The following is a 16917-nucleotide window of genomic DNA, read 5'->3' as shown; positions in this document are numbered from 1 at the left end:
TCCTTATTATGACGGGAAATGCCACCCTTTTTACCTTAGCCAGTTCGTTTTCGCCAGTTCGATTACTTCATCGCCGCGTCCACTGATGATTGCGCGCAGCATATACAGACTAAAACCTTTTGCCTGTTCGAGTTTGATCTGCGGTGGAATGGCTAATTCTTCTTTGGCAACCACCACATCCACCAGCACCGGACCGTCGATGGAGAAAGCGCGTTGCAGGGCTTCATCGACTTCAGAGGCTTTTTCCACGCGAATACCCGTAATGCCGCACGCTTCGGCAATGCGGGCAAAGTTGGTGTCGTGTAGTTCGGTGCCGTCAGTCAAATAACCACCAGCTTTCATCTCCATCGCCACAAAGCCCAGTACGCTGTTGTTAAAGACGATAATTTTCACTGGCAGCTTCATCTGCACTACCGAGAGGAAATCGCCCATCAACATGCTAAAACCGCCATCGCCGCACATGGCGACCACCTGGCGTTCTGGCTCGCTTGCCTGCGCGCCCAGCGCCTGCGGCATGGCGTTAGCCATCGAACCGTGGTTAAACGAACCTAACAAGCGACGCTTGCCGTTCATTTTCAGATAACGTGCCGCCCATACCGTAGGTGTGCCAACGTCACAGGTAAAGATGGCGTCATCGGCGGCAAAATGACTAATTTGCTGCGCCAGATATTGCGGGTGAATGGCTTTCTCGCTCGGTTTAGCTAAATCGTCCAGCCCTTTACGGGCATCGCGGTAATCTTCCAGCGCTTTATCCAGAAACTTGCGATCGGTTTTTTCTTCCACCAGTGGCAGCAATGCGCGCAGGGTTGATTTGATATCGCCGACCAGCGCCATATCTACCTTGCTATGCGCGCCGATGCTGGCTGGGTTGATATCAATCTGAATAATTTTGGCATCGGTCGGGTAGAAGGCGCGGTAGGGAAATTGTGTGCCGAGCAGCACTAAGGTGTCGGCATTCATCATAGTGTGAAAACCTGACGAGAAGCCGATTAATCCCGTCATTCCGACATCATACGGATTATCGTATTCGACATGTTCTTTACCGCGCAGGGCATGAATAATAGGCGCTTTAATTTTCCCGGCAAACTCAACTAACTCTTTATGCGCCCCCGCGCAGCCGCTGCCACACATCAGGGCGATATTGCTGGAATAACGCAGCAGTTGCGCCAGTTTGCGTAACTCTTCTTCTTCCGGTGTTATGACTGGCTGTGGCGCATGATACCAGTGCGTGGTCGCCCCTTCTGGTGCAGGTTTTAACGCCACGTCGCCCGGTAACACGACAACGGAAACGCCACGGTTAAGCACCGCTTTGCGCATGGCAATCGCCAGCACTTGTGGGATCTGCTCCGGGCTGGAAACCAGCTCGCAATAGTGACTACATTCGCGGAATAACTCTTGCGGGTGGGTTTCCTGGAAATAGCCGCTGCCAATTTCGCTGGAAGGGATATGGGCGGCAATCGCCAGTACCGGAACGTGATTACGGTGGCAATCGAACAGGCCGTTGATTAAGTGCAGGTTACCGGGGCCGCACGATCCGGCACAGACCGCCAGTTCTCCTGAAAGTTGTGCTTCAGCGCCAGCGGCAAAGGCAGCCACTTCTTCATGGCGGGTAGGCATCCACTCGATGGTGCCCATGCGATTAAGACTGTCACTAAGACCGTTCAGAGAGTCGCCCGTGACTCCCCAGATGCGTTTTACGCCTGCTGATTCGAATGTTTTGGCGATATAAGCTGCAACCGTTTGTTTCATGGTTTTCCGTCTCCTGAATGTGATAACGGTAACAAGTTTAGTTCATCTGACGGAGGGGGAAGGGATGGGAGAAAAAGGAGGCACTAACGGTTAAACAGCCCGATGACAGGAATATCATCGGGCATAAGGCGATTACGCGAGCACCATATCTCCCTGCGGATGGCAGGAGCAGGCCAGTACGTAACCTTCAGCGATTTCGGCGTCGGTCAGCGTCATTGTGCTGCTCACCGTATATTCACCGGAAACCACTTTCGTCTTACAGCAGCCGCAAACACCCGCACGACAGGCGGCGACAACCGGAACTTTATTGCTTTCCAGCGCTTCCAGCAGCGTGGTGCCAACCGGAGCGTAAAATTCTTGCGCCGGTTGCAGTTTGGTGAATTTCAGACCGCTGGTCGCCGCTTCCGCCACTGGCGTAAAGAATTTCTCTTTAAAGAAACGCGTCACGCCGAGCGCCTTCACTTCCTGTTCCACCCAATCCATATACGGTGCCGGACCACAAGTCATCACGGTACGTGAGGCTAAATCAGGAACGCTTGCCAGCAGTTCACGAGTCAGGCGTCCGGCAACGAACCCCTCGGTAACGTTATTTTCCGCCACCAGTGTTACCGGATAATGACGCCACTCATCGGCGAAAATTACATCCTGCGGCGTACGCACGTTGTAGATCACCTGCACATCGGCCTGCGGACGGTTCTTCGCCAGCCAGCGACGCATCGACATAATTGGCGTAACGCCGCAGCCTGCCGCCAGTAACAGGAATTTATCTTCTGCTTTATCGTCGCAGGTAAATTCCCCCATCGCGTCCGAAAGCCAGAGATAGTCACCGCGTTTCACATCGCGGGTCAGCCACTGGGAGCCAACACCGTCATCAATCCGCCGCACGGTCAGGGTGATGTATTCACTCACGCCTGGCGTGGAGGAAATGGTGTAAGCACGCAGCGTTTCCGCTGAGTTTCGCACGCTGACCAGCGCATATTGCCCGGCGCGATATGGGTAGTAATCGTGGCAAATCAGGGAAATCGTCCACACATCCGGCGTTTCTTGCGTAATGTGATGAACCTGCATCCGCCACGGGCATTGATTCGTTGGCATCGTCATCGACAAACTCCTTACGCGCTCAACAGTTGCTTCATGTCTTCTTCAACAGTGGTGATAGAACGCAGGCCGAATTTCTCGTTCAGCACCGCCAGCAGATCTGGTGTCAGGAAACCAGGTGCAGTCGGGCCGGTGACGATATTTTTCACGCCCAGAGAAAGCAGTGTCAGCAGAATGACAATCGCTTTCTGTTCAAACCAGGAGAGCACCAGCGACAGCGGCAGATCGTTCACCCCACAGCCCAGTTTTTCTGCCAGAGTGACAGCCAGAATAATCGCTGAGTAAGCATCGTTACACTGACCAGCATCCACCAGACGCGGCAGACCTTCGATATCGCCAAACTCGAGTTTGTTAAAGCGATATTTACCACAGGCGAGGGTCAGGATCAGGCAGTCATCCGGCACGCTGGTGGCGAAATCGGTGAAGTAGTGACGTTCGCCGCGTGCGCCGTCACAGCCACCAAGCAGGAAGATATGACGCAGTTTTTCACGGCTTACCAGATCAATCAGCGTATCTGCTGCGCCAAGCAGCGTCTGGCGACCAAAGCCCACGGTGATCAGGTGCGGAATTTCGCTGTACGGGAAGCCCGCCATTTGTTGCGCCTGGGCGATGACCGCAGAGAAATCTTCGCCATCCAGATGACGCACGCCCGGCCAGCCAACGATGCTGCGGGTCCAGATACGATCGTCATAAGCCCCTACGGTTGGATCGATGATGCAGTTCGAAGTCATCACGATAGGGCCAGGGAAGCGAGCGAACTCCACTTGCTGATTCTGCCAGCCGCTGCCGTAGTTACCGACCAGATGTTTAAATTTACGCAGCTCTGGGTAGCCGTGCGCAGGCAGCATTTCGCCGTGGGTGTAGACATTAACGCCCGTACCTTCGGTCTGTTCCAGCAGGTTGTAGAGATCTTTGAGATCGTGACCGGAAATCAGGATACATTTGCCCGCCGTCGCTTTGACGTTGACCTGGGTTGGCGTCGGGTGACCGTATTTACCGGTTTCGCCTGCATCCAGAATGCTCATCACTTTGAAGTTCATCTGGCCGATTTCCATTGAACACTCAAGAAGCGCGTTCATATCGGCAGGCCAGGTCCCCAGCCACGCCATGATTTTATGGTACTGGGCATAAATATCGTTGTCGTATTGACCGAGAACGTGGGCGTGTTCCATATAGGCCGCCGCACCTTTCAGGCCATACAGGCACAGCAGACGCAGGCCGAGAATGTTTTCACCAATCGCGGCTTTATCTTTATTTGGCGTAAATTCAGCTGCCTGACGTTGCAGTTCGCCGAGATCATCGCTCACCAGTTGCAGGTCAGCCATCGGGTTATCGACGCAGGCGTTGGCATCTACAGCCAGGCATTGTGCTTTCAGCGCCTCGCGCAGGGCAATCGCTTCACGAGCGTAGCCGACAATACGCGGAGAATCGAAGTTAACGTTGGTCAGGGTTGAGAAAAATGCGCGCGGCGCGAAGCTGTCTACATCGTGGTTGATAATGCCGTATTCACGCGCTTTTAAAGCCCAGGCAGAAAGCCCCTGCAGCGCCGCGATGAGTAAATCCTGAAGGTCAGAGGTTTCCGCCGTTTTACCACACATCCCCTGCGCGTATGAGCAGCCGTTTCCTGCCGGAGTACGGATAGTTTGTTCACATTGCACACAAAACATGATCACACCTTTTAAAGTTATATTTAATATACATGTTTAAGGTTAAGTCGCTTAACGCGGGGATAAAAGGGATTTTTCATGCAACTTTAAGGGAGATTGATTTAGCGCAATTTTGGCGGCAGGGATCTACCGCCAGAGAGGTATTATGCGGAGAAAAAGGCGATGAGGATCGGCACTAACAGGCTGAGAATAAAACCGTGAACAATCGCTGCCGGGACCATATCCAGCCCACCTGTACGCTGAAGAACGGGCAGGGTGAAATCCATTGATGTGGCACCGCATAAGCCCAGTGCAGTAGAGCGGCTACGGCGAATCAGGCCAGGGATCAACATAATGGCGATCAACTCACGCGCTAAATCATTGAAGAACGCCGCGCTCCCGATTACCGGACCAAAAGATTCGGTCAACAAAATACCGGAAAGAGAATACCAGCCGAAACCGGAGGCCATTGCCAGCGCGGTATTGATGGGGAGGTCAAGAATAAAGGCGTTAATTAAACCGCCAATTAAAGAACTGGCAACCACCACCACGGCGACAATCATTCCCCGGCGATTAAGGACAATCTGCTTTAAGGTCATGCCATTGTTACGCAGCTGAATACCGACGAGGAAAAGTAACAGAATTAACGTGTATTCGCTGGCTTCGGTAGCGTGCTGTAAAAAACCTAATCCGCTAAGGCCAATAGCAAAACCAATCACCACGACGCCACACAGTTTCAGCGATTCCAGTGCCATCGCAATACGCGACGGCAATTTCTCTTGCTGGTGGCTATTGCGCCACGGCAAACCGCGTTCCAGCCACAGCAAGGCGACAATATTGCACAGTAAAATAATGGTAATACTGACAGCGGAATAATGCAGAATCGCCAACAGGTTACTGGCGAGATTATCGAGAAACGCCAGACTGATACCCATAAAAAAGAGAATGAGATAAACCATCCAGCTTAATAGCTGATTAATGCGTTTTAACGCAGCTTTTTGGCGAAGCGGAATGAGGTAACCCACAATCAGGGGAACCAGAATGATTAACAGCCCAGAAAACATGAAAACCCAGTCCTTGCAAAGAAGAAGTCGAAATGCGCGATGACACACTACTGAAAGCGGAAGGACGAGTAAAGTTGCAATTAAAAGGAAATGTTATGCATCAGAGGGGGATTTTTAATTCTCTATGAGTGTTTAGCATTGTTGCGCTCCTTTCATGTGCAATGCCATATAAAGCCACTGGCGCAGGGAGCACGCAGGGGGCGGCCAATCGCCGCCGCCCCCTGCCCCCCCGGGCTCTGGCGAACAAAATCGCCGCTGCGCGGTACCTTCAGCTTATCCCCTTCGGCTACCGGGTCGGGCGCGAGGTAACGTCCCTGTAAGACGCGCCCTCAGCCCACATCCATGTGGGCTGCCCCGGCCTTCGGGGAACGCTTCAGCGATTTTGACGCCACCAACACCCGTGCGGTTTGTAGCGTCGATGATAAAACAATCAGGGCAGATAAAATGCCAATGCTAATTAATCGCGTTTTTCCAGCAGGGTCCGGTAAATCAGACCACCAATAATACCGCCGACAATTGGCACTACCCAGAAGAACCACAGCTGTTCTAACGCCCAGCCGCCCTGGAAGATGGCAACTGCGGTGCTGCGCGCCGGGTTAACGGAAGTGTTAGTCACCGGAATACTGATTAAGTGAATCAAGGTTAACGCCAGACCAATCGCGATCGGCGCAAAGCCTGCCGGCGCGTATTTGTCGGTTGCACCGTGGATCACCAGCAAGAAACCGGCACTCAATACCAGTTCAACCACCAGTGCAGAAAGCATGGAATAGCCGCCCGGTGAATGCTCACCATAACCGTTAGAAGCAAAGCCGCTGGCCGCTGCGTCAAACCCAGCTTTACCGCTGGCGATTAAATACAGCAGTGCCGCCGCAACAATACCGCCGATAACCTGGGCTACCACGTAACCAACGACTTCTTTTGCCGGGAAACGGCCACCAGCCCATAAACCAATAGTGACCGCCGGGTTAAAATGACCACCAGAAATATGACCGACAGCGAAGGCCATGGTCAGCACGGTCAGACCAAACGCCAGCGCGACACCGGCAAAGCCAATACCTAATTCCGGGAATGCTGCTGCAAGCACTGCGCTACCGCAGCCACCAAATACAAGCCAGAAAGTGCCAAAACATTCTGCTGCTAATTTTCTGAACATATCCACCTCAATTAAAAATTGACCCTGTGAAAAATATGGTCGTTTTATCGGGTCGTCGTAAAAAAGTGACGACAGAAATAATGCGTGGGTATTTTAAAAACGAAGACGAGCTATTCGCCAGATAAATAAATCCAGTAATTTTGATTTAGGGCAATAGTCAGTTCCCTCATATAGTCATTTGCCTGATTGACAGTGTAGTGCAAACCACGAAATTAAACCTTTGGAGGTAATAAAAATAATCCACAAGGTTAATTATTTGATTTCATTGTTTTTTCGGGAGAAATCAGCGAGAAGGCATCTGACACAATTATTCGCTCATTTTTCAGACATTTGCCATGCTTAATTGTGATGTCATCACGTATTGCTACAGCCTTTCTCGTTATACTGCTGGGGTAAAGGATAAGTTACATATTTCTGGAGGGGATATGATTCTTGAGCGCGTTGAAATTGTGGGCTTTCGCGGCATTAATCGATTGTCATTGATGCTGGAACAAAACAACGTCCTGATTGGGGAGAACGCGTGGGGTAAATCCAGTTTACTGGACGCCTTAACCCTGCTGTTATCGCCAGAGTCAGATCTCTACCATTTTGAGCGCGATGATTTCTGGTTTCCGCCGGGGGATATCAACGGGCGAGAACATCATTTGCATATCATTCTGACCTTTCGTGAGTTGCAGCCAGGACGGCATCGGGTGCGCCGTTATCGTCCGCTGGAAGCGTGCTGGACGCCATGCACCGATGGTTATCACCGCATTTTTTATCGCCTGGAAGGGGAAAGTGCGGAAGACGGTAGCGTGATGACGTTACGCAGCTTTCTTGATAAAGACGGTCATCCGATTGATGTCGAAGATATTAACGATCAGGCGCGTCATGTGGTGCGTTTAATGCCGGTTCTGCGTTTGCGCGACGCCCGTTTTATGCGCCGCATTCGCAATGGAACTGTACCAAATGTACCCAATGTGGAAGTCACCGCGCGCCAGTTGGATTTTCTCGCCCGCGAGTTATCCTCACACCCGCAAAATCTCTCCGATGGGCAGATTCGCCAGGGGCTTTCGGCAATGGTGCAACTGCTTGAGCATTATTTCTCGGAGCAAGGGGCCGGGCAGGCGAGATATCGCTTAATGCGTCGGCGAGCCAGCAATGAGCAACGGAGCTGGCGTTACCTCGATATTATCAACCGGATGATTGACAGACCAGGGGGGCGTTCGTATCGAGTCATTTTACTCGGCCTGTTTGCCACTTTATTGCAGGCAAAAGGGTCATTGCGACTGGATAAAGACGCGCGTCCGTTATTGCTAATTGAAGATCCAGAAACCCGCCTGCATCCGATTATGCTTTCAGTTGCCTGGCATCTGTTGAATCTTTTGCCTTTACAACGTATTGCTACCACCAACTCTGGCGAGCTGCTTTCGTTAACTCCAGTGGAACATGTTTGCCGCTTGGTGCGTGAATCTTCTCGTGTTGCCGCCTGGCGTCTGGGGCCAAGTGGCTTGAGCACCGAAGACAGCCGCCGCATCTCTTTTCACATTCGTTTTAATCGTCCGTCATCGCTGTTTGCTCGCTGCTGGTTGCTGGTGGAAGGGGAAACAGAAACCTGGGTTATCAACGAACTGGCGCGCCAGTGTGGACACCATTTCGATGCCGAAGGGATTAAGGTCATTGAGTTTGCTCAGTCCGGGCTAAAACCACTGGTGAAATTTGCCCGGCGGATGGGGATTGAGTGGCATGTGCTGGTCGATGGCGATGAAGCCGGGAAGAAATATGCCGCAACGGTGCGCAGCCTGCTGAATAACGATCGCGAAGCTGAACGTGAACATTTGACAACGTTACCGGCGCTGGATATGGAACATTTTATGTATCGCCAGGGGTTTTCCGACGTGTTCCATCGCGTGGCGCAGATCCCGGAAAACGTGCCGATGAATTTGCGCAAAATTATTTCAAAAGCGATCCATCGCTCTTCCAAGCCCGACCTTGCCATTGAAGTGGCAATGGAGGCCGGACGTCGTGGTGTGGACTCCGTACCGACGCTGCTGAAAAAAATGTTCTCACGCGTGCTGTGGCTGGCGCGCGGTCGGGCTGATTAACCGCAAAACATCCTTGCCATCTGCGGCTGAATAGCGTCAAGCATCTCGTAGCGTCGACGGTATTCAGCCCGTTTTTTACTGGCGATATCCACAATCTCTTTTCGTGCTATCTGACCTGGAAGGCGGTAATGGCGTTCAGCGTCGCATTCGCCACCGACCGATTCCCAGAACGCGTTATAGTCAGCATGGATTTTTCCTTCCTTATCGCGATAACGCAGGCTGCGGTAAATATGTGTTTCATTGCTGACAGCAATAATTTGTTCGACCTGTAAGCGTTGGGCGAAGAGGCAGACCGCTTCCATCACGAGTCGTTTGGGAAATAGCCCGTGGCAGGCTTTCGTCGCATTCTGGATCTGTTGGTGTGGAATTTCCCATTTCGCACCTTGCAGCCCGCCGATAAATAACGTCCTTTTCCCCTGATACTCACACAGTGTAAATGTGATCTCCGCCAGAGGAATACCTTCGCTGTTGCGGAACAGAATTGTGCTGTCACCTTCCTTATCCATTGAGATCATCATGGTCAGTTCAAGCGTGAACTGCTCGCCGTTTTTTCCTTCCAGCTTCGCAAGTTGCAGTCCCGGGGTGTTCAAATATAAGCTGAACTCTTCCGCCGACATGCACGCGCGCAGCAACGCATAATGGTAACGTAATGCCTCCAGCAATTGCTTACGGGTCATATTCACGGCAAGGTAAGGGCGATGCAGGCGAACCGGCAGGCGCGGCTGACGCGTTAACAGCGTTCTGAGATTAGGCCAGTGGGAGAGTTCGTTCATCCACTCAACGCTTAAACGCGGCATAATCAAAGAGCGCAGCAAAAATTTCTGGCGAAACCGACGGCGATGCCAGAATTTACCCGGCCGCCACTGACCCCCTGCCAGATTAAGGAAAAGAGACATGCTGCTAAGAGATTCAGATGGTGTAAATGCTCGTTCAGTGATCTGAGACATATTCATAAAATCAATGATTATACGTAACACCGATTTCACCATCGGGCATCTTAACCAAACATCAATCGTATAATTACTAACGTAAATTTTAGATTTTTGTTGATGTTTCGTTGAAGTTGGCAGCCCCGTGCGCGCATATGGAGCATTCAGAGTATTTATGAAAAAGCGAAAAAACCTTAAGAAGCGTTACGCTATTGCGCTGGTGATAGTCATCGCTGCGCTGATTGCGTTGTGGAGAACACTCAACGCGCCCGTGCCGACTTATCAGACATTGATTGTCCGCCCCGGTGATTTGCAGCAAAGCGTGCTGGCGACCGGAAAGCTGGACGCGCTGCGTAAGGTTGACGTGGGCGCGCAGGTCAGCGGTCAGTTGAAAACGCTGTCGGTGGCGATTGGCGATAAAGTAAAAAAAGACCAGCTTTTAGGGGTTATTGATCCTGAACAGGCTGAAAACCAGATCAAGGAAGTGGAAGCGACACTGATGGAGTTGCGTGCGCAAAGGCAACAGGCAGAAGCAGAACTGAAACTGGCACGGGTGACATACTCACGCCTGCAACGACTGGCGCAAACGCAGGCGGTTTCGCAACAGGATCTCGACACCGCAGCGACGGAGATGGCAGTTAAACAGGCGCAAATAGGCACTATCGACGCGCAAATCAAACGGAATCAGGCGTCACTCGACACGGCGAAAACGAATCTCGATTACACCCGCATCGTTGCCCCGATGGCAGGTGAAGTTACGCAAATCACCACTCTGCAAGGGCAGACGGTAATTGCCGCACAACAAGCGCCAAACATTCTGACGCTGGCAGATATGAGTACCATGCTGGTAAAAGCGCAGGTGTCGGAAGCGGATGTCATTCACCTGAAACCCGGTCAAAAAGCCTGGTTCACCGTGCTTGGCGATCCGCTGACGCGCTACGAGGGGCAGATTAAAGATGTGCTGCCGACGCCAGAAAAGGTCAACGACGCCATTTTCTACTACGCCCGTTTTGAAGTGCCAAACCCCAATGGTTTACTGCGCCTGGATATGACTGCGCAAGTCCACATTCAACTCACTGATGTGAAAAACGTACTCACCATTCCGTTGTCGGCACTGGGGGATTCGGTTGGTGATAACCGTTATAAAATCAAACTGCTGCGTAATGGCGAAATACGCGAGCGCGAAGTGACGATTGGCGCGCGCAATGACACCGATGTTGAGATTGTCAAAGGGCTGGAAGCGGGCGATGAAGTGGTGATTGGTGAGGCCAAACCAGGAGCTGAACAATGACGCCCTTGCTCGAACTAAAGGATATTCGCCGTAGCTATCCTGCTGGAGACGAGCAGGTTGAGGTGCTAAAGGGCATCAGCCTGGATATTTATGCGGGTGAGATGGTGGCAATTGTCGGTGCTTCGGGCTCCGGTAAATCGACCCTGATGAATATTCTCGGCTGCCTGGATAAAGCGACCAGTGGAACCTATCGCGTTGCCGGCCAGGATGTTGCCACGCTGGACGCCGATGCGCTGGCGCAGCTTCGTCGCGAGCATTTCGGCTTTATTTTCCAGCGTTACCATTTGCTTTCGCACTTAACCGCCGAGCAGAACGTTGAAGTACCCGCCGTTTATGCCGGACTTGAGCGTAAACAGCGATTGCTGCGCGCTCAGGAGTTGCTGCAACGACTGGGGCTGGAAGACCGTACAGAGTATTATCCAGCCCAGCTTTCCGGTGGCCAGCAGCAGCGTGTCAGTATTGCTCGTGCGTTAATGAACGGTGGGCAGGTGATCCTCGCCGATGAACCTACCGGCGCACTGGACAGCCATTCTGGCGAAGAGGTGATGGCGATATTGCATCAGCTGCGCGATCGCGGGCACACGGTGATTATCGTTACCCACGATCCACAGGTTGCGGCTCAGGCGGAGCGGGTAATCGAAATTCGCGACGGCGAAATTGTGCGTAATCCTCCCGCCATTGAAAAGGTGAATGCCGCCACGGGGACGGAATCGATAGTCAAAACGGCGTCTGGCTGGCGGCAATTCGTCAGTGGTTTTAATGAGGCGCTGACGATGGCGTGGCGGGCGCTGGCAGCGAATAAAATGCGCACCTTACTGACCATGCTGGGGATTATTATTGGTATTGCGTCGGTGGTTTCTATCGTCGTGGTGGGCGACGCCGCCAAACAAATGGTGCTGGCGGATATTCGTTCTATTGGTACGAATACTATTGATGTCTATCCCGGGAAAGATTTTGGCGATGACGATCCGCAATATCAGCAGGCGCTAAAGTACGACGACTTAATCGCCATCCAAAAACAACCGTGGGTCGCCTCTGCCACGCCCGCTGTCTCGCAAAACCTGCGCCTGCGTTATAACAATGTTGATGTTGCCGCCAGCGCCAACGGTGTGAGCGGCGATTATTTCAATGTCTACGGCATGACCTTCAGCGAAGGGAACACCTTTAACCAGGAGCAACTGAACGGCCGCGCACAGGTGGTGGTTCTCGACAGTAACACCCGTCGCCAGCTTTTCCCGCATAAGGCCGATGTGATTGGTGAGGTCATTCTGGTTGGTAATATGCCTGCGAGAGTCATCGGCGTGGCGGAAGAAAAACAGTCGATGTTTGGTAGCAGTAAAGTGCTGCGCGTCTGGTTACCTTACAGCACAATGTCCGGGCGGGTTATGGGCCAGTCGTGGCTGAACTCCATCACTGTAAGAGTAAAAGAAGGCTTTGACAGCACCGAAGCGGAACAACAACTCACCCGTTTGTTGTCGCTGCGCCATGGCAAAAAAGACTTCTTTACTTGGAACATGGACGGCGTCTTGAAAACAGTCGAAAAAACCACACGTACTTTACAACTGTTTCTGACTCTGGTGGCGGTGATTTCGCTGGTGGTAGGCGGCATTGGCGTTATGAATATTATGCTGGTATCAGTAACGGAGCGGACGCGGGAAATTGGTATTCGCATGGCTGTTGGCGCGCGTGCCAGCGATGTTCTGCAACAATTTCTGATTGAAGCCGTGCTGGTTTGCCTGGTGGGCGGCACGATGGGGATAATGCTGTCGCTGTTAATTGCCTTCACCCTACAGCTTTTTTTACCCGGCTGGGAGATAGGTTTTTCTCCACTGGCGTTGCTGCTGGCGTTTTTATGCTCAACCGTTACGGGCATTTTATTTGGCTGGCTACCTGCACGAAATGCGGCACGGCTGGATCCAGTGGATGCTTTGGCGCGAGAGTGATTTTTGAGATAAAAATGCCAGCCGATCGGGCTGGCATTTTGCCTTTAGGATGTACACAATGAGACAGAAGAGCTATGCGACTGCTACTTCTACTTCGACGGGCACAATAACACTGGCGTGGTTGCCTTTTGGCCCTTGGTGGACATCAAACTGAACGGGTTGTCCAGCTTTTAGCGTTCTGTAACCATCCATCTGGATGGTGGAATAATGAGCGAAAATATCTTCGCCACCGCCTTCAGGGCAGATGAAACCGAACCCTTTGGCGTTGTTGAACCACTTAACAGTACCCTTTTCCATGCTTCGACATCCTTCGCAAATCTTATATAAGTAAGATGGAATAAACCGGGGTCAGAGAGGGGGCAGTTCAAAACCTCGCCAACTCTTGAAATACAATTTAGAGAAATGGGGCGAGTCGTCAAGCGTTTGACAGGGGCCAGGGGGTAGGTATGCATCAAAAATTTGAAGCAGTTAACGCTATTGACAGTAATGTCACTGATGTCGCTTATACCAACGATAGATGATAATTATCTATCATGTGGAGTAGATTGGTCAGGCAAATACGCTCTTGTCAGCGGCAGAGCGTTCTGCCGGTAACCGTAACCGAAGATGATAACTGACAATGGGTAAAACGAACGACTGGCTGGACTTTGATCAACTGGCGGAAGAAAAAGTTCGCGACGCGCTAAAACCGCCATCTATGTATAAAGTGATATTAGTCAATGATGATTACACTCCAATGGAGTTTGTTATTGACGTGTTACAAAAATTCTTTTCTTATGATGTAGAACGTGCAACGCAATTGATGCTTGCTGTTCACTACCAGGGGAAGGCCATTTGCGGAGTCTTTACCGCTGAGGTTGCAGAAACCAAAGTGGCGATGGTGAACAAGTACGCAAGGGAGAACGAGCATCCATTGCTGTGTACGCTGGAAAAAGCCTGAATGCAGGTATAAAAATTGGGGGAGGTGCCTATGCTCAATCAAGAACTGGAACTCAGTTTAAATATGGCTTTCGCCAGAGCGCGCGAGCACCGTCATGAGTTTATGACCGTCGAGCACTTGTTACTGGCATTGCTCAGTAACCCATCGGCCCGGGAGGCGCTGGAAGCGTGTTCCGTGGACCTGGTTGCGCTCCGTCAGGAACTGGAAGCCTTTATTGAACAAACCACACCTGTTCTGCCCGCCAGTGAAGAGGAGCGCGACACGCAGCCGACCTTGAGTTTTCAGCGTGTATTGCAGCGTGCGGTCTTCCATGTTCAGTCCTCCGGACGCAGTGAGGTTACCGGAGCGAATGTTCTGGTCGCTATCTTTAGTGAACAGGAGTCGCAGGCGGCGTATCTGTTGCGCAAACATGAAGTCAGCCGTCTTGATGTGGTGAACTTTATTTCTCATGGCACGCGTAAAGACGAGCCATCTCAGTCTTCTGAACCAGGAAACCAGCCGAGCAGTGAAGAACAAGCTGGTGGGGAGGACCGTATGGAGAATTTCACGACTAATCTGAACCAGCTTGCACGCGTGGGCGGAATTGACCCGCTGATTGGTCGTGAGAAGGAACTGGAGCGCGCCATTCAGGTTCTCTGCCGCCGCCGTAAAAACAACCCGCTGCTGGTTGGGGAGTCTGGCGTCGGTAAAACTGCGATTGCTGAAGGTCTTGCCTGGCGAATTGTTCAGGGCGATGTGCCGGAAATCATGGCTGACTGTACGATTTACTCTCTCGATATCGGCTCCCTGTTAGCAGGCACCAAATATCGCGGCGATTTTGAAAAACGGTTTAAAGCGTTGCTCAAGCAGCTGGAACAGGATACTAACAGCATCCTGTTTATCGATGAGATCCATACCATCATTGGAGCGGGCGCAGCGTCTGGCGGGCAGGTAGATGCAGCCAACCTGATCAAACCGTTGCTCTCCAGCGGTAAAATTCGCGTGATTGGATCGACGACCTATCAGGAGTTCAGCAACATTTTCGAGAAAGACCGTGCTCTGGCGCGTCGCTTCCAGAAAATCGATATTACTGAACCGTCGATCGAAGAAACTGTGCAAATCATCAATGGCCTGAAACCGAAGTACGAAGCGCACCACGATGTGCGTTATACCGCGAAAGCGGTGCGTGCGGCGGTGGAGCTGGCGGTGAAATACATTAACGATCGTCATCTGCCGGACAAAGCGATTGACGTTATCGACGAAGCGGGCGCTCGCGCACGTTTGATGCCGGTAAGCAAGCGCAAGAAAACGGTGAATGTGGCGGATATCGAGTCCGTGGTAGCCCGTATTGCACGTATCCCTGAGAAGAGCGTTTCTCAGAGTGACCGCGATACGCTGAAAAATCTTGGCGATCGCCTGAAAATGCTGGTCTTCGGTCAGGATAAAGCCATTGAAGCGCTTACCGAGGCCATCAAGATGGCGCGTGCGGGTTTAGGTCACGAACATAAACCTGTTGGTTCATTCCTGTTTGCTGGTCCAACCGGGGTCGGGAAAACCGAGGTGACGGTACAGCTTTCCAAAGCACTGGGTATTGAGCTTCTGCGCTTTGATATGTCCGAATATATGGAACGTCATACTGTCAGCCGCCTGATTGGTGCGCCTCCAGGATACGTTGGTTTTGATCAGGGCGGTCTGTTGACCGATGCGGTCATCAAGCATCCGCACGCGGTGCTGCTGCTGGACGAAATCGAGAAAGCGCATCCGGACGTATTCAATATTCTGTTGCAGGTGATGGACAACGGCACGCTGACCGATAACAACGGGCGCAAGGCCGATTTCCGTAACGTGGTACTGGTGATGACCACCAATGCCGGGGTACGTGAAACCGAGCGTAAATCCATTGGTCTTATCCAGCAGGATAACAGCACCGATGCGATGGAAGAGATCAAGAAGATCTTTACGCCGGAGTTCCGTAACCGTCTCGACAACATTATCTGGTTCGATCATCTCTCTACAGACGTGATCCACCAGGTGGTTGATAAGTTTATCGTCGAGTTGCAGGTTCAGTTGGATCAGAAAGGTGTTTCTCTGGAAGTAAGCCAGGAAGCGCGTAACTGGCTGGCTGAGAAAGGTTACGACCGGGCGATGGGCGCACGTCCGATGGCTCGTGTGATTCAGGATAACCTGAAAAAACCGCTCGCTAACGAACTGCTGTTTGGCTCGCTGGTGGATGGTGGCCAGGTGACAGTCGCGCTGGATAAAGATAAAAATGAGCTGACCTACGGGTTCCAGAGTGCACAAAAGCATAAACCGGAAGCCGCGCATTAATCAGATTGTTAAGTAGGTTGGTGAAGTCCGTAATCTCGTCAGGGGTTACGGACTTTTTGTTTATAGGGTGGGGGAAGTTCGGACCCTTTTTTTGATGATGATGGTAAGTTGTTGATAATTAGTGCTGCTGAAAGGTAAGAATAAAAAAGGGTTGCAGCAGTAAAATGAGATGGTTTTGCTTTATTAACAACGGGCTAAACGTGTAGTATTTGAGTTCACTGCCGTACAGGCAGCTTAGAAAGGTAGCAAATCAGCTTTAGCGCGCGCAAAAACGTTCACTGCCGTACAGGCAGCTTAGAAAGGAGGCGACGGAGGACCAGGGCGTGCCGGTTTGTTCACTGCCGTACAGGCAGCTTAGAAAGCTCACTGCGGATCTGTCCATACACCTACCCGGTTCACTGCCGTACAGGCAGCTTAGAAAGCCCGGAGGCCATGTTTGCGCTGGAGTTCAATTGTTCACTGCCGTACAGGCTGCTTAGAAAGCATCAGACTGATTGCCGCCCAACACCAACAAGTTCACTGCCGTACAGGCAGCTTAGAAATTATAGATTTGTTTGCTTTATAGGCTTGGTTGGTTCACTGCCGTACAGGCAGCTTAGAAATCAGGAAATAACGCAGCAAACGTCACCCCCGCGTTCACTGCCGTACAGGCAGCTTAGAAAAAAACGCAACAAGCCACTACAGGAAGCCATACGTTCACTGCCGTACAGGCA

13 protein-coding genes and 1 CRISPR repeat array are annotated in these 16917 nt (G+C 51.8%); of the genes, 6 read left to right on the top strand and 7 right to left on the bottom strand.

Going from position 1 to position 16917, the window contains the following annotated elements:
* Nucleotides 1-30: 30 nt before the first annotated feature.
* The 5 genes from poxB to aqpZ form a co-directional block, all read right to left on the bottom strand.
* Entirely contained in the window at nucleotides 31-1749 is a 1719-nt protein-coding gene (gene poxB / locus FEK50_RS12490; RefSeq protein WP_131162171.1) for a ubiquinone-dependent pyruvate dehydrogenase, read from the bottom strand.
* 132 nt (nucleotides 1750-1881) lie between these two features.
* Nucleotides 1882-2850, bottom strand: a complete 969-nt coding sequence (gene hcr, locus FEK50_RS12485; RefSeq protein WP_130205241.1) for an NADH oxidoreductase — start codon at nucleotides 2848-2850, stop codon at nucleotides 1882-1884.
* An 11-nt stretch (nucleotides 2851-2861) separates the two neighbouring features.
* A complete protein-coding gene (gene hcp, locus FEK50_RS12480; RefSeq protein ID WP_130205243.1) occupies nucleotides 2862-4514 on the bottom strand; it encodes a hydroxylamine reductase in 1653 nt (550 codons plus the stop codon).
* A 143-nt stretch (nucleotides 4515-4657) separates the two neighbouring features.
* Complete coding sequence (lysO, locus tag FEK50_RS12475) at nucleotides 4658-5557, bottom strand: L-lysine exporter LysO (protein ID WP_130205245.1); 900 nt, start codon at nucleotides 5555-5557, stop codon at nucleotides 4658-4660.
* 457 nt (nucleotides 5558-6014) lie between these two features.
* Nucleotides 6015-6710 (bottom strand): aquaporin Z, encoded by a 696-nt coding sequence (gene aqpZ, locus FEK50_RS12465; RefSeq protein WP_130205247.1) that lies wholly within the window; start codon nucleotides 6708-6710, stop codon nucleotides 6015-6017.
* Nucleotides 6711-7135: 425 nt separating this feature from the next.
* Here aqpZ and FEK50_RS12460 point away from each other — a divergent pair, with 425 nt between their 5' ends.
* Nucleotides 7136-8794: an ATP-dependent endonuclease gene (locus FEK50_RS12460; protein WP_130205249.1), complete on the top strand. Its 1659-nt coding sequence runs from the start codon at nucleotides 7136-7138 to the stop codon at nucleotides 8792-8794.
* Here the strand turns inward: FEK50_RS12460 and FEK50_RS12455 are convergent.
* On the bottom strand, nucleotides 8791-9747 hold the full coding sequence (locus FEK50_RS12455; protein WP_130261265.1) for a VirK/YbjX family protein: 957 nt from the start codon (nucleotides 9745-9747) through the stop codon (nucleotides 8791-8793). The genes FEK50_RS12460 and FEK50_RS12455 overlap by 4 nt on opposite strands.
* Nucleotides 9748-9898: 151 nt before the next feature.
* Here FEK50_RS12455 and macA point away from each other — a divergent pair, with 151 nt between their 5' ends.
* Together macA and macB are read left to right on the top strand one after the other, a co-directional pair.
* Nucleotides 9899-11014 carry a macrolide transporter subunit MacA gene (gene macA / locus FEK50_RS12450; RefSeq protein ID WP_131162172.1) on the top strand — a complete coding sequence of 372 codons (1116 nt, stop codon included), beginning with the start codon at nucleotides 9899-9901 and terminating at the stop codon, nucleotides 11012-11014.
* Complete coding sequence (gene macB, locus FEK50_RS12445; RefSeq protein WP_131162173.1) at nucleotides 11011-12957, top strand: macrolide ABC transporter ATP-binding protein/permease MacB; 1947 nt, start codon at nucleotides 11011-11013, stop codon at nucleotides 12955-12957. Before macA ends, macB begins: the two co-directional genes overlap by 4 nt.
* 72 nt (nucleotides 12958-13029) lie before the next feature.
* Here macB and cspD read toward each other — a convergent pair whose 3' ends face one another.
* The gene (gene cspD / locus FEK50_RS12440) at nucleotides 13030-13254 is read right to left on the bottom strand and encodes a cold shock-like protein CspD (RefSeq protein ID WP_064530179.1); all 225 of its coding nucleotides are present in this window, start codon (nucleotides 13252-13254) and stop codon (nucleotides 13030-13032) included.
* A 149-nt stretch (nucleotides 13255-13403) separates the two neighbouring features.
* On the opposite strand from cspD, the gene FEK50_RS24520 reads away from it, so the two are divergent.
* The 3 genes from FEK50_RS24520 (at nucleotide 13404) to clpA (ending at nucleotide 16204) form a co-directional block, all read left to right on the top strand.
* Complete coding sequence (locus tag FEK50_RS24520) at nucleotides 13404-13478, top strand: hypothetical protein (RefSeq protein WP_214251107.1); 75 nt, start codon at nucleotides 13404-13406, stop codon at nucleotides 13476-13478.
* 98 nt (nucleotides 13479-13576) lie between these two features.
* Nucleotides 13577-13897, top strand: coding sequence for an ATP-dependent Clp protease adapter ClpS (clpS, locus tag FEK50_RS12435; protein WP_000520781.1), 321 nt, complete (start codon nucleotides 13577-13579; stop codon nucleotides 13895-13897).
* A gap of 30 nt (nucleotides 13898-13927) precedes the next feature.
* Nucleotides 13928-16204 carry an ATP-dependent Clp protease ATP-binding subunit ClpA gene (gene clpA / locus FEK50_RS12430; RefSeq protein WP_131162174.1) on the top strand — a complete coding sequence of 759 codons (2277 nt, stop codon included), beginning with the start codon at nucleotides 13928-13930 and terminating at the stop codon, nucleotides 16202-16204.
* A 213-nt stretch (nucleotides 16205-16417) separates the two neighbouring features.
* Nucleotides 16418-16917: a CRISPR direct-repeat array (repeat unit 19 nt; unit sequence GTTCACTGCCGTACAGGCA).

Origin of the sequence: Escherichia sp. E2586 (assembly GCF_005781105.1) — a bacterium.
GTDB lineage: Bacteria > Pseudomonadota > Gammaproteobacteria > Enterobacterales > Enterobacteriaceae > Escherichia.
The sequence above is the reverse complement of the archived record's forward strand: the minus strand, read 5'-3'. Positions and strand labels throughout refer to the sequence as shown.

What these genes read in the sequence shown, in the direction of transcription:
- poxB (WP_131162171.1), bottom strand. Translation starts at nt 1,749, where the DNA reads ATGAAACAAACGGTTGCAGCTTATATCGCCAAAACATTCGAATCAGCA.
- hcr (WP_130205241.1), bottom strand. Translation starts at nt 2,850, where the DNA reads ATGACGATGCCAACGAATCAATGCCCGTGGCGGATGCAGGTTCATCAC.
- hcp (WP_130205243.1), bottom strand. Translation starts at nt 4,514, where the DNA reads ATGTTTTGTGTGCAATGTGAACAAACTATCCGTACTCCGGCAGGAAAC.
- lysO (WP_130205245.1), bottom strand. Translation starts at nt 5,557, where the DNA reads ATGTTTTCTGGGCTGTTAATCATTCTGGTTCCCCTGATTGTGGGTTAC.
- aqpZ (WP_130205247.1), bottom strand. Translation starts at nt 6,710, where the DNA reads ATGTTCAGAAAATTAGCAGCAGAATGTTTTGGCACTTTCTGGCTTGTA.
- FEK50_RS12460 (WP_130205249.1), top strand. Translation starts at nt 7,136, where the DNA reads ATGATTCTTGAGCGCGTTGAAATTGTGGGCTTTCGCGGCATTAATCGA.
- FEK50_RS12455 (WP_130261265.1), bottom strand. Translation starts at nt 9,747, where the DNA reads ATGAATATGTCTCAGATCACTGAACGAGCATTTACACCATCTGAATCT.
- macA (WP_131162172.1), top strand. Translation starts at nt 9,899, where the DNA reads ATGAAAAAGCGAAAAAACCTTAAGAAGCGTTACGCTATTGCGCTGGTG.
- macB (WP_131162173.1), top strand. Translation starts at nt 11,011, where the DNA reads ATGACGCCCTTGCTCGAACTAAAGGATATTCGCCGTAGCTATCCTGCT.
- cspD (WP_064530179.1), bottom strand. Translation starts at nt 13,254, where the DNA reads ATGGAAAAGGGTACTGTTAAGTGGTTCAACAACGCCAAAGGGTTCGGT.
- clpS (WP_000520781.1), top strand. Translation starts at nt 13,577, where the DNA reads ATGGGTAAAACGAACGACTGGCTGGACTTTGATCAACTGGCGGAAGAA.
- clpA (WP_131162174.1), top strand. Translation starts at nt 13,928, where the DNA reads ATGCTCAATCAAGAACTGGAACTCAGTTTAAATATGGCTTTCGCCAGA.